At 67.2% G+C, this 20,230-nt stretch carries 12 protein-coding genes, 1 tRNA gene and 2 CRISPR repeat arrays; all 13 genes read left to right on the forward strand.

Annotated features, from left to right (window positions below):
* Positions 1-137 precede the first annotated feature (137 nt).
* The 13 genes from DESTE_RS10300 to DESTE_RS10360 all read left to right on the forward strand — a co-directional run bounded on the left by DESTE_RS10300 (position 138) and on the right by DESTE_RS10360 (position 20,083).
* Positions 138-626, forward strand: a complete 489-nt coding sequence (locus tag DESTE_RS10300; RefSeq protein ID WP_035067431.1) for a hypothetical protein — start codon at positions 138-140, stop codon at positions 624-626.
* Positions 627-1,032: 406 nt separating this feature from the next.
* A tRNA-Leu gene (locus DESTE_RS10305) sits at positions 1,033-1,119 on the forward strand.
* Positions 1,120-1,319: 200 nt separating this feature from the next.
* Complete coding sequence (locus DESTE_RS10310) at positions 1,320-3,587, forward strand: CRISPR-associated helicase/endonuclease Cas3 (protein WP_035067433.1); 2,268 nt, start codon at positions 1,320-1,322, stop codon at positions 3,585-3,587.
* Positions 3,588-3,686: 99 nt separating this feature from the next.
* Positions 3,687-4,355 (forward strand): type I-C CRISPR-associated protein Cas5c, encoded by a 669-nt coding sequence (gene cas5c / locus DESTE_RS10315; protein WP_035067435.1) that lies wholly within the window; start codon positions 3,687-3,689, stop codon positions 4,353-4,355.
* Positions 4,352-6,151, forward strand: a complete 1,800-nt coding sequence (cas8c, locus tag DESTE_RS10320; RefSeq protein ID WP_035067437.1) for a type I-C CRISPR-associated protein Cas8c/Csd1 — start codon at positions 4,352-4,354, stop codon at positions 6,149-6,151. The genes cas5c and cas8c overlap by 4 nt, the downstream gene beginning before the upstream one ends.
* Before the next feature lie 24 nt (positions 6,152-6,175).
* Positions 6,176-7,042 carry a type I-C CRISPR-associated protein Cas7/Csd2 gene (gene cas7c, locus DESTE_RS10325; protein WP_035067439.1) on the forward strand — a complete coding sequence of 289 codons (867 nt, stop codon included), beginning with the start codon at positions 6,176-6,178 and terminating at the stop codon, positions 7,040-7,042.
* 10 nt (positions 7,043-7,052) lie between these two features.
* Positions 7,053-7,838, forward strand: coding sequence for a CRISPR-associated protein Cas4 (gene cas4 / locus DESTE_RS10330; protein WP_035067441.1), 786 nt, complete (start codon positions 7,053-7,055; stop codon positions 7,836-7,838).
* A complete protein-coding gene (gene cas1c, locus DESTE_RS10335; RefSeq protein ID WP_035067443.1) occupies positions 7,838-8,869 on the forward strand; it encodes a type I-C CRISPR-associated endonuclease Cas1c in 1,032 nt (343 codons plus the stop codon). The genes cas4 and cas1c overlap by 1 nt, the downstream gene beginning before the upstream one ends.
* 2 nt (positions 8,870-8,871) lie before the next feature.
* Complete coding sequence (gene cas2, locus DESTE_RS10340; protein WP_035067445.1) at positions 8,872-9,162, forward strand: CRISPR-associated endonuclease Cas2; 291 nt, start codon at positions 8,872-8,874, stop codon at positions 9,160-9,162.
* A 186-nt stretch (positions 9,163-9,348) separates the two neighbouring features.
* A CRISPR array of direct repeats spans positions 9,349-14,265; the repeat unit is 32 nt; unit sequence GTCGCCCCTCACGCGGGGGCGTGGATAGAAAC.
* 97 nt (positions 14,266-14,362) lie between these two features.
* On the forward strand, positions 14,363-15,403 hold the full coding sequence (locus tag DESTE_RS10345) for an IS3 family transposase (protein WP_084559427.1): 1,041 nt from the start codon (positions 14,363-14,365) through the stop codon (positions 15,401-15,403).
* A gap of 21 nt (positions 15,404-15,424) precedes the next feature.
* A CRISPR array of direct repeats spans positions 15,425-17,439; the repeat unit is 32 nt; unit sequence GTCGCCCCTCACGCGGGGGCGTGGATAGAAAC.
* Between the two features lie 398 nt (positions 17,440-17,837).
* A complete protein-coding gene (locus DESTE_RS17995; RefSeq protein WP_035070135.1) occupies positions 17,838-18,164 on the forward strand; it encodes a hypothetical protein in 327 nt (108 codons plus the stop codon).
* Positions 18,165-18,492: 328 nt separating this feature from the next.
* On the forward strand, positions 18,493-18,819 hold the full coding sequence (locus tag DESTE_RS10355; protein ID WP_035067448.1) for a hypothetical protein: 327 nt from the start codon (positions 18,493-18,495) through the stop codon (positions 18,817-18,819).
* A 235-nt stretch (positions 18,820-19,054) separates the two neighbouring features.
* The gene (locus tag DESTE_RS10360) at positions 19,055-20,083 is read left to right on the forward strand and encodes a DMT family transporter (RefSeq protein WP_084559428.1); all 1,029 of its coding nucleotides are present in this window, start codon (positions 19,055-19,057) and stop codon (positions 20,081-20,083) included.
* Positions 20,084-20,230 lie beyond the last annotated feature (147 nt).

The following is a 20,230-nucleotide window of genomic DNA, read 5'->3' on the forward strand; positions in this document are numbered from 1 at the left end:
CGCGCGGCGGGAAAAGCCGTGGGGACACCCGCGCCAGACAGGCCAACGCGGACAGGCCACACTACCGTACCGGCCCCGCCGCCCTGACCCGATTGTCCGCCCCAAATGCCCCTACGCCACATACACAAGGACCGACCATGGCCAAATTCGACTGCGAACTCTTCGGCCACTTCGTCTACGGGCCGGAACTGAGCTATAACGACCTGCTGGCCCGCGAGGCGGAACTGGTAGACGCCATCCACGGCGCGCTGGACGCCAGCGGCGGCGAGCACATCGACTTCACCCCCACGGGCGATGCCCTGCGCGTGCAATGCGTGTTCGCCCACCACGAGGAAACGGCGTTCCACGCGGCCTGCGCCGCCGTGGCCCCCCTGCTGCGCGGCGACGTGGAAGGCCGCATGCTGTTCGTGGACAAGGGGCTGGACCTGCTGCACCTGTACCTGCTGGCCGACGGCGCCTGGCAGGAAGCCACCCTACGCCTGCCCGACGCCCGCGCGGGCATGGCCGCCCATGCCCACAAGGACCCGGCACTGGACGTGATGCCCACCACCCGTCCCAAACCGCCAGCGGCCCGCGCCAAACGCGGCAAGGGCGACGGCAAGGCTGGGGGAAAACCGGGGGAATAGGCGTAGGCGCGCGCGGCCTGCTCGGGCCTGCCTGAATAGGTCCGGGCCTGGCGGGATCTGCTTGGGGGGGGACTTGGCCTGCCCTATCCGAACCTGTCGGGGTTGTCTGGCCTCTCCGGCGTCTCCGGTGTGCCCGGCCTGCCTCGTCGAACTAGTCGAACTGGACGAATTGGGCGCAACCTGTCGGCACGTTGGGTTTGCGATGCCGCTTGATGCTCCGGCCCCTGCCCCCTTGCCGTCACCCCGCGCATCTGACGCCGGACTGGGCATCTGACGTCAGACTGGGCAGTCCGGCACGCCGCAGCCACCCTGCGCCTGCGGCCATCCCCCCGGGCCACCGCCCTCGGCAACCCCGAGATTGACGGCAACCCGCCCGCATACTAGGGTTTCGGCCCATTCCCACCGTGCCCGGATGGCGGAACTGGCAGACGCAAGGGACTTAAAATCCCTCGGCCTCACGGCTGTGCGGGTTCAATCCCCGCTCCGGGCACCATACGAAGAGACAGAAGGTTGCATCCGCACCCCAGCGGCCATGCAACCTTTTTCGTTGGCCTAGCCATCCCCCACGTACCCTTGGCATCAGTGCCAGCAGGCATGCGACTATCCCTCGGTCGCCTCTCTCTTCTCCTTTGCTTTCGCCGCAAAGGATACAAGCCAATTTACACGCTATTCGCATTTGCTTAACGTCCCCCCATGAACTACGCGCACACCCTTGCGAATCGACCGGAATCGGACTGGGAGCCGCTTTCGCGACATCTTGAAGAGGTGGCAGACCTCGCGGCGGACTTCGCTTCCGCCTTCGGAGCCAGGGAATGGGGTCTGGCGGCAGGCCTGCTGCACGACGTCGGCAAGCACTCGGCAGCCTTTCAGGCCTATCTGCGCGCTTCGGCCGCAGGCAAGGGCCCCGGGCGCGGGCCGGACCATTCCACCGCCGGGGCGCAGTGGGCGCACGGGCATTACAAACAAGGCGTGGGCAGGTTGCTGGCCTACGTTCTGGCCGGACATCATGCGGGGCTGCCTGACGGCTTCGAGTCGCTGTCCCCGCGTCTGAAGCGGGCGGTGGAACCGTGGCACAGCCCCGACGACGACATCGCCGCCCGCGTGCCCGACATTGCCGGTCTGCCGCTGGCCGGGCGTATGCCGTCGCTCGGATTTCAGCTGATGCTTTTCGTGCGTATGGTGTTCTCGTGTCTCGTGGATGCGGATTCCCTGTGCACCGAGGCCTTCACCACGCCGGACAAGACTGCATGGCGGCGCGGCTACCTTCCGCTTTCGGAACTGAGTACCCGGCTGGATCGCCATCTGGGCCACCTTGGCGCCCGCGCCCCGGCCACCCCGGTGAACGAGCTGCGCGCGGGCATCCTTGCCGCCTGCCGCAACGCGGCCCTGCACGCCCCCGGCCTGTTCTCGCTGACCGTGCCCACCGGAGGCGGCAAGACGCTTTCCTCCCTCGCCTTCGCGCTGGACCATGCGCGGGCCCACGGGTTGCGCCGCGTGATCTACGCCATCCCTTACACCAGCATCATCGAGCAGACCGCCCGGGTCTTCCGCGAGGCCCTGGACGACACCGACGACCAGGCCGTGCTGGAACACCACTCCAACTTCGTGCCCCTGCGCGCCGACGGCACGCCGGTCACCCCCAGACGAGACGGGCAGGACGACGACGCGGGCGAAGGCCGCCGCTCCGTACTGGCCGCGGAAAACTGGGACGCGCCGGTGGTGGTGACCACCAACGTGCAGTTCCTCGAATCCCTGTTTGCCGCCCGGCGGTCCCCCTGCCGCAAGCTGCACAACATCGCCCGCAGCGTGGTGATTCTGGACGAGGCGCAGATGCTGCCTCCGGAACATCTGCTGCCCTGCCTGGAAGTCCTGCGCGCCCTCGTGCTGGACTACGGGTGCAGCGTGGTGCTGTGCACGGCCACGCAGCCTGCCCTTGGCAAGCGAGAAGGCTTCGACCGGGGCCTGGAACAGGTGCGGGAAATCACCCCGGATCCGGAACAGCTTGCCGCCGCGCTGCGCCGGGTGGAGGTGACCGACGCGGGCCCCCTGGACGACGCGCAACTGGCCGCCCGGCTGGCCGGGCAGCCGCAGGTGCTGTGCGTGGTCAACACCCGGCCCCACGCGCGCGCCCTGTACGAACTGCTCGCCCCGCAAGGAGATGCGGTGCACCTTTCCGCCGCCATGTGCCCGGCGCACCGCACGGAAGTGCTGCGCGGCGTCCGCCAGCGCCTGCTTCAGGGCCAGCCCTGCCGGGTGGTGGCCACCCAACTGGTGGAGGCCGGGGTGGATATCGACTTTCCCGTGGTCTACCGCGCCATGGCGGGGGTGGATTCGCTTGCGCAGGCCGCCGGGCGCTGCAACCGCGAGGGCAAGCTGGAGCGCGGGCAGGTGTATCTGTTCACGCCGCAGGCCAGCCCGCCGGAAAACAGCACGCAGCAGGGTCGCATGCAGCAGAAACACACTCCCCCGTTCGTTCAGCAAGCCGCGCAAGCCGCGCGCACGGCGCTGCGCCGCAACCCGGACCCGCTGGCCCTCGACACCGTGGAGGCCTATTTCCGCGAACTCTACTGGCAGAAAGGGGACAAGTTGGACAGCGCCAACCTGTTGCCCCTGATGCGGGACGGCGCGCAGCGCCTGGACTTTCCCTTTCCGGAAGTGGCGCACCTCTTCCGGCTGATCCCCGACGACACCATTCCGCTCCTCATTCCTTATGACGACAACGCGCGCGCCCTGATTGCCGAACTGCCGTACATACCGGCCCCGGCCCGCCTGCTGCGCCGCGCCCAGCGCTACACGGTGGGGGTGTACCCCAGGGTGCTGGCCGCGCTGGTGCAGGCCGGAGCAGCGCGCCTGGCTACAGAAGAATGCGCGGTACTGATAAACGAAGACCTGTACGATGATCGGATGGGACTGTGCGCGGACAACCCCACCTTCCGGAATCCGGAAAGCCTGCTGGGGTGAAGCCGGTGCAGTCCCGCAGCGAATCAAGCCCCGGAACGGACGCCCGGCGCCGGACACGCCGAACGCGCCCTGTCCCGAATGCCCACAGAGGAGGTGCCCATGTCCTTTGGCGTCAGTCTTGCGGTCTGGGGAGAGTACGCCTGCTTCACCAGGCCGGAGTTCAAGACCGAGCGCGTCAGCTATGACGTCATCACGCCTTCGGCGGCGCGCGGGCTGCTGGAGGCCATCTACTGGAAACCCGCCATTGCGTGGGTGGTGGACCGCATCCGCGTGCTCAACCCCATCCGGTTCGATTCGGTGCGGCGCAACGAGGTGGGCTGCAAGATTCCCCTCGGGTCCGTCACTGCGGCCATGAAGGATCCAGAACGGCCACTGGGCATCCTTGTGGAGGACGAACGGCAGCAACGGGCCACCCTGCTGCTGCGCGACGTGCGCTACGTCATCGACGCCCATTTCGAAGCCCGCGACGAGGATGGCCGCAACACAGCCAAGCACCGCGACATCTTTCTGCGGCGCGCGGCCAGGGGGCAGTGCTTCCACATGCCCTATCTGGGCTGCCGCGAGTTCCCCGCCTCATTCGCACCACTGGATGATGCCCCATCCTCCCCCCTCGACGATGCCCTGAAGGGCGAGCGCGACCTTGGCTGGATGCTGCACGACCTGGACTACGGGTCCGACGGCGAGCGGCAGCCGCGCTTCTTCCGGGCCTGCATGCAGGACGGCGTTATCGACGTGCCGCCCCTGCGCTCTCCGGAGGTGCGGGCATGATCCTGCAAGCACTGGATGCCTACTACCAGCGCCTTGCCGACGACCCGTCGGAAAACGTGCCCCGGCAGGGCTACAGCCGCGAGAAAATCCACTTCGCACTGGTCATCGGGCAGGACGGCACGTTGCTGGATGTGCACGACCTGCGCATACAGGATGGCAAAAAACTTGTGCCAAAGGAATTGTTTGTCCCCCACCCTGGAAAGAAAAGAGCCGGAACGAATCCCCCGCCGAACTTCCTGTGGGACAATACCGGCTACGTGCTGGGGGCCGACGCCAAAGGCAAACCGGACCATACCCGAAAGTGCTTCCTTGCCTTTCGTAAGCAGACCCTAGCCATACCTGACGATGGTGATGCGGGCCTCACCGCCGTGCGTGCCTTTCTTGATGCATGGGAACCGGAACGCGCTCCGGAAGTAATCTCCACCTTCTTGCCGTGGGACGAGGTGGCCGGGTGGAACGTGGTGTTCCGGCTGGACGGCGACATGGGCTACATCCACGATCGCCCTGCCGCCCGCACCGCGTGGGAGGCCTTGCGCGGCCAGTCCGCCGATGCGGAACAAGGCTTTTGCCTCGTCACCGGCAAACTGGCCTCCATTGCCCGGCTGCACCCGGCCATAAAGGGCGTGCGCGGGGCGCAGTCCTCCGGCGCAGCCCTGGTCTCCTTCAATCTCGACGCCTTCACCTCCTACGGCAAGGAACAGAACCACAACGCCCCCGTGTCCGAGGCTGCCACCTTCGGATACACCACGGCGCTCAACCACCTGCTGCGGGCGGGCAGCAACCGGCGCGTGCAGATCGGCGACGCCACCACGGTGTTCTGGAGCGAGCGGCCACACGTGCTGGAAGACCTGCTGGGCCTGTTTCTGGATAAAGGCCCGGCTCCTGCCGCCGCGGACGACGCCCCAGACGAAGCCGGACATGCCGATGGCCAGACGGCGGATGACGGCGGCCTGGCCCGACGTGTTCGCCTCGTTCTGGAGGCGGTGCGCGAGGGCCGCATGCCGCCGGAACTGGGCGACACCGACGTGCGTTTCTATGTGTTGGGCCTTGCCCCCAATGCCGCCCGGCTGTCGGTGCGCTTTTTCGAGGTATCGACCACCGGCAAGATCGCGGCGCGCGTGGGCAGCCACTTCCGCGACATCCAGACGGAGCGCCGCCACCCCCGCGATCCGGAATTCCCCAGCATGTGGCAACTGCTGATCGAACTCGCCCCGCTGCGCAAGAGCGACAACATACCGCCCACGCTGTCCGGCGCGCTGATGCGCGCCATTCTTGGCGGGCGCCCATACCCACGCAGCCTGCTGGCGGCCATCATCGGACGCATCCGCGCGGATCACGAGGTTTCCTACCTGCGCGCCGCGCTGCTCAAAGGCTATTTCACCCGCGCCCCGAAGGGCGACAACACATGGGAGGTCGGCGTGACTCTGGACCCCGCATCCACGGACATCGGCTACAGGCTGGGGCGGCTGTTCGCCATCCTTGAAAAAGCGCAGCAGGACGCCCTGCCCGGCATCAACGCCACCATCCGGGACCGTTTCTACGGCGCTGCATCCGCCACCCCACGGGCCGTGTTCCCCCGGCTGATCCACTTGGCGCAGTTCCACATTTCCAAGGCGGACTACGGTTACATCTCGGACAAACGCCTGGGCGAGGTCATGGAAGGCCTGGACGACTTTCCCGCCCATCTGACCATGGACCAGCAGGGGCGCTTTGCGCTGGGTTACTACCACCAGCGCAACGCCCTGTGGCGCAAGGCCGACACCACCGCGCAGGCCCCCGTTCCTGCGGACGACTAGCAGCACACACAGGAGGAAGCCCCAATGTCCCAGCCCATCAGCAAGCGGTACGAATTCGTGCTCTTTTTCGACGTGGAGAACGGCAACCCCAACGGCGATCCGGACGCGGGCAACCTGCCCCGACTGGACCCGGAAACCAGCCGTGGCCTCGTCACCGACGTGTGCCTGAAGCGCAAGGTGCGCAACTTCGTGGAACTGGTGAAGGGCAACGCTGCCCCGCATGAAATCTACGTGCGTGAAAAGGCCGTGCTTGCGGTGCAGCAAAAGCGGGCGCACGAGGCGCTTGGAGAGGTCGACAAGAAGGCGGACAAGACCGAGCAGGCCCGCAAGTGGATGTGCCGCAACTTCTACGACGTGCGTACCTTTGGCGCGGTGATGTCGCTGAAGGACGTCAGCTGCGGCCAGGTGCGCGGCCCGGTGCAGATGGCCTTTGCCCGTAGCGTGGAGCCGGTGGTGCCGCTGGATATTTCCATCACCCGCATGGCCGTGGCCACCGAACGCGAGGCGGAAGCACAGGAAGGCGACAACCGCACCATGGGCCGCAAGTCCATCATCCCTTATGGTCTGTACCGGGCGGAGGGCTTTGTTTCCGCGCACCTGGCCGCCCAGACCGGCTTCACCGACGACGATCTTGAACTGTTCTGGCAGGCGCTGGAAAACATGTTCGAGCACGACCATTCCGCCGCGCGCGGCAAGATGGCGTCCCGCGCCCTGATCGTCTTCGAGCATGAGGGCACCCTTGGCAACGCGCCTGCGCACACGCTGTTCGGCCTGGTGGCCTCGCCCAGGGCCGAAGGGGCCACCGGACCGGCGCGCGCATTCGAAGACTATGCCATCACCGTGAACGATGCCGGGGCGCCCGCCGGTGTGCGGGTGATCCGGCGACTGTAGGCGGTCCGCCATGTACCCGGAATCCGACCTGCTGCCGGTCTCGGCGTTGCAGCATCTGATCTATTGCCCGCGCCAGTGCGCGCTCATCCACATCGAACAGGTGTGGGACGACAACGTGCACACCGCGCTGGGGAATATCCTGCACGAGCGGGTGGACAGGCCGGGCATGGAGCGGCGCAGGGGCGTACGCACGGAATTCGGCGTGCCCCTGCGCTCGCTGGCGCTTGGCCTTGCGGGGCGGGCCGATGCGGTGGAATTTGCCGCCGACGGTCCCTGCCCCGTGGAATACAAGCAGGGGCGGCCCAAACGCCACGCCGCCGACCACATCCAGCTTTGCGCGCAGGCCATGTGCCTTGAGGAAATGACCGGGCGCACAGTACCGCAAGGCGTGTTGTTCTATGCCGCCACGCGGCAGCGCCAGACGGTGGAACTGGACGAACACCTGCGACGGCAAGTGCGCGAGACGGCCATGGCCCTGCATGCGCTTGTCGCCACTGGCGTCACGCCACAGCCAGAACCCGGCCCGAAGTGCAAGGGATGTTCGCTCGCGGACCGTTGCCGCCCCGGCACGTTCGCCCAGGGCGGGCGCAGCGCCGCCCGCTATCTGGCGCAGGCCCGGCGGGCTGCGCACGACGAGGACGCCCGCCCCGGTGCGCAGGGTGGCGTCCCTGATGGCATCCTTGACGGCGCCCCGGACGGTGTCCCGCAGGACACGCGGAATGGCGCGCGGGACGTCGTCATGTCCTCCGCTCCGCTCCAGTTCCCGCCCCATCCACCCCGTCAGGAGGACGATTGATGCGACGCCTGCTCAATACGCTCTACGTGACCACCCAGGGCGCCTACCTTGCCAAGGACGGCGAGGCCGTGGCCGTGCGGGTGGAACAGGAAACCCGCCTGCGGGTGCCGTTGCACGGGCTTGGCGGGGTGGTGTGCTTCGGACTGGTATCGGCAAGTCCGCCCCTGCTTGCGGCCTGCGCCGAACAGGACATCGGCGTCAGCTTTCTTTCCGAGCATGGGCGGTTTCTGGCCTCGGTGCGCGGGCCGGTTTCGGGCAACGTGCTGTTGCGGCGCGAGCAATACCGCCGTGCCGACCAGCCCGAGGCCCGCGTCCTGCTTTGCGGATACTTCGTACAGGGCAAGATCATCAACGCCCGGACGGTGCTGCGCCGTTTCCTGCGCGACCATGGCGACAGCGCGGACGCTCCGGCCATCGCATCGGCGGCATCGTCCATGGCCGACATGCTCGACAGGGTGGCGCGTGCCACCACGGAAGAGCAGATCAGGGGCATCGAGGGCGAGGCGGCATCGCTGTACTTCGGTGTATTCGACGGGCTCATCCTGACGCGGACCAGGGATTTCACCTTCACTACGCGCAGCCGTCGCCCCCCGCTGGACCCGGTCAACTGCCTGCTGTCCTTCGTGTATACCCTGCTTGCCCACGACGTGCGTTCGGCACTGGAAACCGTAGGGCTGGACCCGCAAGTGGGCTTTCTGCACCGCGACAGGCCGGGCAGGCCAAGCCTTGCCCTGGATGTCATGGAAGAATTCCGCCACTGGCTTGCGGACAGGCTGGTCCTTTCGCTCGTCAACAGGGGGCAACTGGGCCCCAAGGACTTCAAGCGCAGCGGCTCCGGCGGCGTGGTGCTGGCCGACGATGCACGCAAGGATGTGCTTGTGGCGTGGCAGAAACGCAAACAGGAAGAGGTGCTGCACCCCTTTCTGGATGAACGGATGCCCATAGGATTGCTGGCGCATACGCAAGCCATGCTGCTGGCGCGCCATCTGCGCGGCGAACTGGACGCCTATCCCCCGTTCTTGTGGAAATAGCCATGCTCATGCTCATTACCTACGACGTGAACACCGAAGACCGCGAAGGCAAAACCCGTCTGCGCCGGGTAGCCAAGCTCTGCCTGGACTACGGCCAGCGCGTGCAGCTTTCGGTATTCGAGTGCGAGGTGGACCCCGGCCAATGGGAAACCCTGCGCCACAAGCTTGTGTCCACCATCGCCCCGGAAAAGGACAGCCTGCGCTTCTACCGCCTTGGCCGCGACGGCAAGCGCCGGGTTGAACACGTGGGGTTCAAGGAACCCGTGGACCTTGAAGGCCCCCTTGTGGTGTAGCAGATAGTACCGCGCGAACCTCTGGCGTACGGGTATTTCCCGGCAGGTTCGCGCGGGATAAAACCTTAATGGGGAAGCATGTTACAGCGCCACACCATCTGAAAGGCATGGGCATTGACCAAATGGCGCGAGGTTCGCGGATGTCATCCCCGTGATCCCCGCCCCGCATACGTTTTCAGGATGGCAGTCGCCCCTCACGCGGGGGCGTGGATAGAAACTTGGCGATATGCACACGCGCCAGGAGCGAACGCTGGTCGCCCCTCACGCGGGGGCGTGGATAGAAACAGGTGCGGCGGTGGGCCATCAAGGTGGCCCTTCGTCGCCCCTCACGCGGGGGCGTGGATAGAAACTGGTTGTAGTTGCGTCTCATCGCGAGCCTCTCCCGTCGCCCCTCACGCGGGGGCGTGGATAGAAACGTCGGAAAGATTGGCGTTCTGCGGGGTGACGCATGTCGCCCCTCACGCGGGGGCGTGGATAGAAACAGGTTGCGCCACGGCGTGGGTATCGGCGGCAGGATGTCGCCCCTCACGCGGGGGCGTGGATAGAAACCCGTCGAGCAACGGAAGCTGCACCTGTACCTGCTCGTCGCCCCTCACGCGGGGGCGTGGATAGAAACAAGCGCCTGTGTGGCGCTCATGCGGTTGACGATGGTCGCCCCTCACGCGGGGGCGTGGATAGAAACCAGTCTCCCCTGCAGGTGACCGTGCTGGATTCCACGTCGCCCCTCACGCGGGGGCGTGGATAGAAACCGTAATGCCGGGCGCTCCCACTCCTCCCGGCCCTGTCGCCCCTCACGCGGGGGCGTGGATAGAAACACCAGGTCGGGCGTGCACAGCACGTCCACGCGGTTGTCGCCCCTCACGCGGGGGCGTGGATAGAAACCGGCACGGCAGAGGTGCACAACAAGGTGCGCCTGGTCGCCCCTCACGCGGGGGCGTGGATAGAAACTGGGACCGTTTGCTGTCCCGGCCCGACGTGCGCAAGTCGCCCCTCACGCGGGGGCGTGGATAGAAACAACTCCGCCGCCTCGTCCACCCTGGCCGACGTGGTCGCCCCTCACGCGGGGGCGTGGATAGAAACGCAGGGTGTCGGTCAGGTCCGTCAGGGCCAGCAGGTCGCCCCTCACGCGGGGGCGTGGATAGAAACTCGCTGAATACCGGCGCCGACATCCTGACGTTCCGTCGCCCCTCACGCGGGGGCGTGGATAGAAACCACGCGCCGCCGCGTGAGCGCCCACCCCTTTGACGTCGCCCCTCACGCGGGGGCGTGGATAGAAACGTACGACAGGTAGTGCAGGGCGGCAGGGGTACCCGTCGCCCCTCACGCGGGGGCGTGGATAGAAACACCGAACCGCACCACCCCAACGATCCCGCCCGTAGTCGCCCCTCACGCGGGGGCGTGGATAGAAACCTTGCCTCGCGGGATGGGGTGCGACGTGCCTTGGTCGCCCCTCACGCGGGGGCGTGGATAGAAACCGGTTCGATACCCGGCAGGCGGAAGACCTGGCGACGTCGCCCCTCACGCGGGGGCGTGGATAGAAACCGAGCCCCCGCCTGTTCCTCTCTCACGCCCGGTCGTCGCCCCTCACGCGGGGGCGTGGATAGAAACCGCCGGAGGGTCCAGCCCTTGCCGCTGGTATTCCAGTCGCCCCTCACGCGGGGGCGTGGATAGAAACGGCGCATCCGTATTGCGGGACATGGCCGTCAGGGGGTCGCCCCTCACGCGGGGGCGTGGATAGAAACCCGTTGTTGTTGTTGTTGCCATCCGGGCGGACGTGTCGCCCCTCACGCGGGGGCGTGGATAGAAACGGCGCATCCGTATTGCGGGACATGGCCGTCAGGGGGTCGCCCCTCACGCGGGGGCGTGGATAGAAACCCGTTGTTGTTGTTGTTGCCATCCGGGCGGACGTGTCGCCCCTCACGCGGGGGCGTGGATAGAAACACGGTTCACGGCGGAAGAAGAACAGGCGAGCAGGGTCGCCCCTCACGCGGGGGCGTGGATAGAAACCCGGACCAAGGGGGTCGTCGGATAGCTCCATACCTGTCGCCCCTCACGCGGGGGCGTGGATAGAAACCCGAACGACATCCGCCGCAGCCAGCCCGGCGCCGGTCGCCCCTCACGCGGGGGCGTGGATAGAAACGGGAACAGGATGCGCGCGGGAACGTTGGCTGCGCTGTCGCCCCTCACGCGGGGGCGTGGATAGAAACATGAAGAACATGGCGGCAGCGGCCATGCTGCCGGGTCGCCCCTCACGCGGGGGCGTGGATAGAAACTGGCGAAAGGCGCAGCGGACCCGGTTTTCCACGGTCGCCCCTCACGCGGGGGCGTGGATAGAAACCCTTGGTGCCGGGGGCGAGGAGAAAGGAGAACCTGTCGCCCCTCACGCGGGGGCGTGGATAGAAACTCTGCGCTGATGCACAAGCACGGGCTGTCGCAGGTCGCCCCTCACGCGGGGGCGTGGATAGAAACGTGGGTGACGTGCTGGAACTGGACGACGCAGAAGGTCGCCCCTCACGCGGGGGCGTGGATAGAAACCCGGTCACGCCCAGGCCCTGCTGGAAGTGCTGGAGTCGCCCCTCACGCGGGGGCGTGGATAGAAACCAAGGTGAGCCCGGCCTGCGACCACTGCTATGCAGGTCGCCCCTCACGCGGGGGCGTGGATAGAAACAGGCCCATGAGGTATTCAAGGCGCGGCGCGTCCATGTCGCCCCTCACGCGGGGGCGTGGATAGAAACAAGCCTCGTACCGGGGCTTGACGGCACCTACAGTCGCCCCTCACGCGGGGGCGTGGATAGAAACCGCTATGACGACCCGTTCTGGTCCACCCACTACCGTCGCCCCTCACGCGGGGGCGTGGATAGAAACTCCAAAAGGCTGGCGGACTATGCGCGTGTTGCTGCGTCGCCCCTCACGCGGGGGCGTGGATAGAAACTGGGGACCGTACCGGTGGTATCCCCTGCCCGCAGTCGCCCCTCACGCGGGGGCGTGGATAGAAACCGTTCACGGTCCCGTCATCCTGCACCGGGATGCGGTCGCCCCTCACGCGGGGGCGTGGATAGAAACTCCAGCAACTGCACGCCCGCCACGCCCGGCAGGGTCGCCCCTCACGCGGGGGCGTGGATAGAAACGCGCCCCCGGCGTGCTCGCACACGGGGTGGAGGGTCGCCCCTCACGCGGGGGCGTGGATAGAAACCTGCTGGCGCGGCGCGACGGCGGAAAGATCGTCTGTCGCCCCTCACGCGGGGGCGTGGATAGAAACGACCGCATCTCGCAGGACTTCTCCGGCCGCCTGGTCGCCCCTCACGCGGGGGCGTGGATAGAAACACTTTAAAGTTTGCAGAACTTGCGCCATTTCGTAGTCGCCCCTCACGCGGGGGCGTGGATAGAAACCAGGTCTTGCGCCCCCACGGTCGTGCACGTTGCGTCGCCCCTCACGCGGGGGCGTGGATAGAAACCGCTCCGGGGACGGTGAAGTCACGGACGTGGCTGGTCGCCCCTCACGCGGGGGCGTGGATAGAAACTTTTAAAGAAACAATGCCCGCCGAAGCGGGCATTGTCGCCCCTCACGCGGGGGCGTGGATAGAAACGGAAACCTGCACGTCGCAGACGGTGCAGGCATTGGTCGCCCCTCACGCGGGGGCGTGGATAGAAACCGCTTACCCGGCCACGACACTCGCGGGCGGGGTGGTCGCCCCTCACGCGGGGGCGTGGATAGAAACCTCATGAGGCGTGAGGTTTTGGCGGTTCGCATTTGTCGCCCCTCACGCGGGGGCGTGGATAGAAACAAGTCCTGGGGTGAGTGGGGCACGACACGCATTGGTCGCCCCTCACGCGGGGGCGTGGATAGAAACCGGCGAAACGGACGGCGTAAAAGGCGGCGCCACGTCGCCCCTCACGCGGGGGCGTGGATAGAAACAGCCTGCGCCTGTCCGACCGCTGGACGCAAGGGGGTCGCCCCTCACGCGGGGGCGTGGATAGAAACTCGCGGGTGGGGCACCGTGACCTTGCCGGGCCGGTCGCCCCTCACGCGGGGGCGTGGATAGAAACCGACACTACTGCGAACACGGAACAGGTCCGCAAGTCGCCCCTCACGCGGGGGCGTGGATAGAAACCCCACCGAGGCGCAACTGCTCAACGCCTCGTACACGTCGCCCCTCACGCGGGGGCGTGGATAGAAACGCATTCCTGCGGGTGCGGCACGTGCACGTTCCCGGGTCGCCCCTCACGCGGGGGCGTGGATAGAAACCTGTTTGTCGGGCGCGGCGCGGGCACCAACGAGGTCGCCCCTCACGCGGGGGCGTGGATAGAAACTGCAGCCCCTCAAGCCTCATGGCCTCGTCCAGCCTGTCGCCCCTCACGCGGGGGCGTGGATAGAAACATCGACGCCGTACACCGCCGGTATCCTGGCCCTGGTCGCCCCTCACGCGGGGGCGTGGATAGAAACAACAAAATGGAACGCGCCCTTATCGAAGGCCAGGGTCGCCCCTCACGCGGGGGCGTGGATAGAAACCCGAACGACATCCGCCGCAGCCAGCCCGGCGCCGGTCGCCCCTCACGCGGGGGCGTGGATAGAAACTAAACACCGACGCAACATCGTCCTCACCGCCCAGTCGCCCCTCACGCGGGGGCGTGGATAGAAACGGCTGCGGCGGGGTCAACGCCGCCCCGGCGTTGGTCGCCCCTCACGCGGGGGCGTGGATAGAAACAGTTTGTAGCCGCTTCGCGGCTGCACCACGTCCCGTCGCCCCTCACGCGGGGGCGTGGATAGAAACTTGTTGCCCTGCTGATGCCCCCTGCCGTTGCATGTCGCCCCTCACGCGGGGGCGTGGATAGAAACCTCGATGGTGGGCAGGGTGTAGCCGCCCTGCTCGTCGCCCCTCACGCGGGGGCGTGGATAGAAACTCCACGTCCAGCCGCAGCACGTCGGGCGGCGGCGTCGCCCCTCACGCGGGGGCGTGGATAGAAACGCCTTCGCCGGACACGATGCGGATGTCGTTGGTCGCGTCGCCCCTCACGCGGGGGCGTGGATAGAAACCGGATATGGGGGCTCGCGGGCACCCACCTGGGGGCGTCGCCCCTCACGCGGGGGCGTGGATAGAAACCATGCTGGACAGGGCGGCTGCGAGGGTAGATGTGTATACTGCCCCCCATTAACAAGGTGGCCCTGTTAAGGTAGTTTTCTTCCATCCTTGGAGGAAGCATGAAACGCCGAGTCTGGGACAGCAAAAGCAAGGCCCGCATTGTGCTTGAGGGATTGCAGGGTCGCTCTGTGGCAAGCATTTGCAGTGAGTATCAAATCACTCAGGGTATGTATTACCGCTGGCGCGACACGTTGTTGGCCAATGCCGCCCTGGCTTTTGAGGTGGGCGCCACTAACCGACGAGAAGAACGCCTTGCGACAGAGAACCAAAAACTCAAGCAAGCCGTTGGCGAACTGACGCTGGAGTTAAAAAAACGACTGGTAAGCGGCAAGCGCCGATCCGGCCAGGCCCAGCTTCAGCGCGATGCCGAACTCTTGCCGTTGATCGAGTCCCTGAAAATGGAACATCCCTTTTGGGGCTATCGCCGCGTATGGGCCACCCTTCGGTATAAAAACGGCCTGATCATCAACGTCAAACGAGTGGCGCGCCTGATGCGTCTGCATGGCCTTGGGGTGAAGCGCGCAGCCTTGCGGGCAAAGCGCACCCCTTCCGGAAGCAAGCCGCGCCCCGTCCGCCCGTGTCAGTGGTGGGGCATCGACATGACCAAGGTCATGACGGAAGGCGGCTGGGTGTATATCGTGCTGGTGGTGGACTGGTTTTCCAAGAAGATCGTGGGCCACCATGCCGACTACCGGAGCCGGAGCCATGAGTGGCTGCAAGCTCTGGATACGGCTATCCAGACGCACTTTCCCGGAGGCGTCCGGGGGCACGGCCTGAGCCTGATGAGCGACAACGGCTGCCAACCGACAGGAACGGCTTTTATGCGCGCCTGCGCGACTCTCGGCATCACGCAGGCGTTTACCAGCTACAACAATCCCAAAGGGAACGCGGATACCGAGCGGACAATGCGTACGATCAAGGAAGAGCTCTTCTGGCTGCACGAATGGCGTAGCCTGGAACACCTCAACCGCGCCCTCTCTGACTGGATAGAAAACTTCAACACCACATACCTGCATTCGGCGCTTGGCTGGAAGACTCCGCAAGGCGTCCATCAGCAGGCAAACAAAACCTGGCGGAATTCTCCCTTAAAGGCCGCTTGATTTAAGGGGGGCATTACATGTGTCGCCCCTCACGCGGGGGCGTGGATAGAAACTCGGCAAATTCCATCAGGTCGCGCTGGTACGCGTCGCCCCTCACGCGGGGGCGTGGATAGAAACCGACACCTCTCGGATATCGGCGGTATCCCCGTATCGTCGCCCCTCACGCGGGGGCGTGGATAGAAACAGGGTGGCCATCAGCGCCTCCGTGCCGGGGCATGTCGCCCCTCACGCGGGGGCGTGGATAGAAACCACGTGACCCCACCAGCGCCGGGGATCGAACCCGGTCGCCCCTCACGCGGGGGCGTGGATAGAAACGCGCGGGCGCGGGGATACGACAACGCGTTGTCCTGTCGCCCCTCACGCGGGGGCGTGGATAGAAACCGCTGGCCGTGGACCAGAAGCTGGTGCGCCGCGGTCGCCCCTCACGCGGGGGCGTGGATAGAAACGCAGCTGTTGCAGCGCACGCTGCGCCGGTTTGAGTCGCCCCTCACGCGGGGGCGTGGATAGAAACAAGCTGGTGCGCGGCGTGGGCAGGCTGCCCGACGCGTCGCCCCTCACGCGGGGGCGTGGATAGAAACGAGCACTACGGGTTCACCTCGTGCCCGCTGCCGGGTCGCCCCTCACGCGGGGGCGTGGATAGAAACCAGGCATTCCCATGCGGTTTCGCCCGGCTCCACGGTCGCCCCTCACGCGGGGGCGTGGATAGAAACACCAGACCCTGCCGCTGCCCGGCATCCTGGCCCCGGTCGCCCCTCACGCGGGGGCGTGGATAGAAACAGGATCTGGGCCCGCGCAAAGTAGAACTTTCGCGTCGCCCCTCACGCGGGGGCGTGGATAGAAACTGCCTGTGGTACGAGGGCGAGGCGAAGAGCGCCGTCGCCCCTCACGCGGGGGCGTGGATAGAAACGCCGCAGAACTGGCCGAAGCGTGGAACGCAGCCTGTCGCCCCTCACGCGGGGGCGTGGATAGAAACCGTTTCCCGATGGCCGGAGCCTGACGGATGAGATCGTCGCCCCTCACGCGGGGGCGTGGATAGAAACCCGCACGCGCAGGTCTGCATACAGACCCCACATGGTCGCCCCTCACGCGGGGGCGTGGATAGAAACTGTGCATGGATCAGGCCCTGCGCCTGGCCAGGGCGTCGCCCCTCACGCGGGGGCGTGGATAGAAACCCCTGCGTCACGCCGTCGTCTCTGACGGTCATGGCAGGTCGCCCCTCACGCGGGGGCGTGGATAGAAACCTCCGAGAAGTCCATGCAGGCGTGGGCGTGGGCCGTCGCCCCTCACGCGGGGGCGTGGATAGAAACCTCTCCCGCGCCGCGCAGCTTGGATATTTTGACGTGGTCGCCCCTCACGCGGGGGCGTGGATAGAAACTTTAATAGTCCTTGCTGGGACCAGCCGTGCCGCAGGTCGCCCCTCACGCGGGGGCGTGGATAGAAACGCCCTCGGCCCCGGCGCGGTCGATGCCGTCATCAGTCGCCCCTCACGCGGGGGCGTGGATAGAAACACGCCGTCACGGGCCGCGCGCCCACGGTGGCCTCGTCGCCCCTCACGCGGGGGCGTGGATAGAAACCCCTTCCGTAGGCGGCGGGGCATCTTCGACCTGCGTCGCCCCTCACGCGGGGGCGTGGATAGAAACTCCGCGATGATGAGGTCCACGTATTTGACGCGCGTCGCCCCTCACGCGGGGGCGTGGATAGAAACCTCCGGCGCGCGGAGGATGCGCTCGATGCCCACGTCGCCCCTCACGCGGGGGCGTGGATAGAAACTGCAGCATCATTGTCGTTTCGGACGAAAGGCCCGCGTCGCCCCTCACGCGGGGGCGTGGATAGAAACACCGTCTCGGGCGCGTTGGGCGCCCAGGGGCCAGGTCGCCCCTCACGCGGGGGCGTGGATAGAAACGCCGGGCACGGCGCGCGGGTGGCTGCGGAGTACTGGTCGCCCCTCACGCGGGGGCGTGGATAGAAACCCGCACAACGAGGGCATGACACGTCGTCCAGTGGGTCGCCCCTCACGCGGGGGCGTGGATAGAAACACGCCGTACAGGGTCTTTCAGTTCCAGCGGTGCGGGTCGCCCCGCGCAGGCGTCGCTCGGAACATGTACGATTGGTCCGCGGAAAGTAAGGCAAGGGTTGCGTCCTATGTAGGCAAATGCCCCAGAATGGAGTTGAGGCCCTCCGCCCCGTTGCCTGCCGTGCGCTTTCCGGTATGGTGAAGAAAACCCCCATTCAGGAGGCCGCCATGCCGCATGCCCGCCGCGCACACCACGAAGCGCTCCATGAAGTTCCCCTCCCCGAGCACCACGCCACGCATCAAGACTCTGATGCGCGCCGCAACCCGGCCCCACCCCGCATTGCCGGAAACACCATCGGCCACAGGTCGGCCTCCACTCACGGGTGCCGCGCCGCATCCCGCACCGTGCCCGGCGGCCTCATGTCCCACACCGGGCCAACCCAGGGGATCAGCGCCCTGCTCGGTCCGCTGGTTCTCACCGCCGGGCTGGTCATGACGTTGGCCACCCTGCTGGCTGGCTGCGGTGACAAGACTCCCCCCGGTGAGGTGGTGGTCATGCGGGCCTGCCGCATCTGCCACGGCGCGGACCGCATCTGCGCGGACATCGGCAAGCCGGACCGGGCGGGCTGGGAAAAGACCGTGGACCGGATGATTGCGGGCGGCGCCAACGTCACTCCCGAGGAGCGTACCGTCGTCATCGACTGGCTGTCCACGCGGAAGCCGGGCGACAAGCCCTTGTGCCCGTAAGGAGAATTCTGTCACTTTCCGGAAAGCACCCGATCAACCTCCGGACACTACGCACGTGTGCACCCATACCGCGCGCTTGCCGCACCCCTTGCCGGGCTGGCAATCGACTCTGCCATGGCAGGCCGCGCCCCGCCCACCTGTCGGGCGGCCCCCTCTTCCGCCCTCGACAGCGGGGACAAGCCCCCCGCGCGCCGAGCCGGTCAGTCGGCACGGTTGCTTCCGCTGAGCCTCCATCCGACACGGCCATGCCCTTTGCCGCATCATCCCGTTGCGTCCTGCGCACCCGCGTGTATACTCGCGGCAATTCCCCTCAACCAAGGAGTCGCTCATGCGCCGTACGCCCCCCCGCCGTGGCCGGATGCCGTCCTGTCTGACCGCCCTGGCCGTATCCGCCACCCTGGCAGCAGTTGCCGCCTTTTCCTCCGCCGTGCCCGCCACCGCGCAAGACCCGGCGGGCACCGTCATGTCCGCCTGCACCAGGTGCCACAACACCCAGCGCATCTGTGCCAACCTGGGCGCCAAGGACAAGGCCGCCTGGAACACCACCGTCACCCGCATGATGGGCAAGGGTGCGCAGGTCAGCGAAGCCGAAAAGCCCGCCGTGGTGGACTGGCTGGCCACGCAGCAGCCGGGCGCCAAGCCCGTCTGCCAGTAGCGGCCGCGCGGATCCCGCTCTCTACCCTCCTCTACCCCCCTGACGGAAGCGGCGCACCCCTTGCGGAGTGTGCCGTTTCTGCATTCGGGTTTTGCCCGGCAGACGGAAGAAACTGGCAATGACGTCATGGGCGCCGGCGCGGGCCGACCATCCGCGCCCGATTGTTCCGCGCGTGCCGCACGCTCCCCCGATACCGCCCCCTTGCCCACCGGCACGGCCCATAGTAGCAGGGGCCATGCCCCGCTCCGCCCCACCAGCCGTACCCGCCATTGCCGTCGCATCCGCCGTCGCTGCAACCCCACATTCCGGGCTGCCCCCGCGCACCCTGGCCGAAGGCGCCCTGTGCGCCCTGGGTGCCGGGCTGGCCTGGGGGCTGGTGTTCATCGTGCCGCTGCTGCTGGGCGACTACCCGCCCGCCGTGCTCTCGTTCGGGCGGTACACGGCCTTCGGGACCATCGCCGTGGTGCTGGGCCTGCGCGACACGACCCGGCTGCGCCTGCTGGACCGGGCCGACTGGCTGCGTGCCCTGGAACTGGCCCTGTCCGGCAACATCCTGTACTATTTGTGCCTTTCCGCGGCCATCCAGCTTGCGGACGCCCCCCTGCCCACGGTGATCATCGGCACCCTGCCCATCATCATCGCCATCATCTCCAACCTGCGCGACCGGCGGCTGCCGTGGGCGCGGCTGGTGCCGCCGCTTGCAGCCATCGCCACCGGGGTGCTGCTGGTGAACCGCCACGAAATCGCCCGACTCGGCTTCGACAGGCCCCTGTCGGACTACCTGACCGGCGTGGCTCTGGCCTGGGGGGCCGTGGCCTGCTGGACGTGGTATCCGTTGCGCAACTCCCAATGGCTGGCGCGGCGCCCGCATCTGGGCTCCGGCCTGTGGGCCACGGCGCAGGGGCTGGCCACCTTGCCGCTGGCCCTGCTGGGCATGGCTGGGGCCTGCGCGTGGTACGCTCTGGCGGGTGGCGGCAGTGGCGGCTTTGTCGCGCCGCTGGGCCCCCGCCCGTGGACCTTCGTGGGACTGATGTTCACCCTGGGGCTGCTGGCCTCGTGGCTGGGCACCACCCTGTGGAACCGCGCCAGCCGCCTGCTGCCCGCCGGGCTTGCGGGACAGCTGATGGTCTGCGAGACCCTGGCCGCCCTGACCTACGCCTATTGCTGGCGGGGTCAGGCCCCGGATGCCGGAAGCCTGGGCGGCGTGGCCCTGCTGATGGCCGGGCTGCTGCTGGGGCTGCGCGCGTTCCGGCGCGGGCGATAGCCCCGCCCGCACGCGCGCGCCCGGTCCCGCCCTTTCTCCCGCCGCTCCAACGGAAACGGCGGCACGTTACCGTGCCGCCGTATGCTGCAAACTCCGGAGTGTGCCGCCCCCCACTCGGGCAAGAGACAGCACGCCCGTTCCGTGGTG

The sequence above is a fragment of the Nitratidesulfovibrio termitidis HI1 genome (assembly GCF_000504305.1).
GTDB classification, from domain to species: domain Bacteria; phylum Desulfobacterota; class Desulfovibrionia; order Desulfovibrionales; family Desulfovibrionaceae; genus Cupidesulfovibrio; species Cupidesulfovibrio termitidis.

What these genes read in the sequence shown, in the direction of transcription:
- cas1c (WP_035067443.1), top strand. Translation starts at nt 7,838, where the DNA reads ATGCGACGCCTGCTCAATACGCTCTACGTGACCACCCAGGGCGCCTAC.
- cas7c (WP_035067439.1), top strand. Translation starts at nt 6,176, where the DNA reads ATGTCCCAGCCCATCAGCAAGCGGTACGAATTCGTGCTCTTTTTCGAC.
- DESTE_RS10355 (WP_035067448.1), top strand. Translation starts at nt 18,493, where the DNA reads ATGCGCCGTACGCCCCCCCGCCGTGGCCGGATGCCGTCCTGTCTGACC.
- DESTE_RS10345 (WP_084559427.1), top strand. Translation starts at nt 14,363, where the DNA reads ATGAAACGCCGAGTCTGGGACAGCAAAAGCAAGGCCCGCATTGTGCTT.
- cas4 (WP_035067441.1), top strand. Translation starts at nt 7,053, where the DNA reads ATGTACCCGGAATCCGACCTGCTGCCGGTCTCGGCGTTGCAGCATCTG.
- cas8c (WP_035067437.1), top strand. Translation starts at nt 4,352, where the DNA reads ATGATCCTGCAAGCACTGGATGCCTACTACCAGCGCCTTGCCGACGAC.
- DESTE_RS10300 (WP_035067431.1), top strand. Translation starts at nt 138, where the DNA reads ATGGCCAAATTCGACTGCGAACTCTTCGGCCACTTCGTCTACGGGCCG.
- DESTE_RS10360 (WP_084559428.1), top strand. Translation starts at nt 19,055, where the DNA reads ATGCCCCGCTCCGCCCCACCAGCCGTACCCGCCATTGCCGTCGCATCC.
- DESTE_RS17995 (WP_035070135.1), top strand. Translation starts at nt 17,838, where the DNA reads ATGTCCCACACCGGGCCAACCCAGGGGATCAGCGCCCTGCTCGGTCCG.
- DESTE_RS10310 (WP_035067433.1), top strand. Translation starts at nt 1,320, where the DNA reads ATGAACTACGCGCACACCCTTGCGAATCGACCGGAATCGGACTGGGAG.
- cas5c (WP_035067435.1), top strand. Translation starts at nt 3,687, where the DNA reads ATGTCCTTTGGCGTCAGTCTTGCGGTCTGGGGAGAGTACGCCTGCTTC.
- cas2 (WP_035067445.1), top strand. Translation starts at nt 8,872, where the DNA reads ATGCTCATGCTCATTACCTACGACGTGAACACCGAAGACCGCGAAGGC.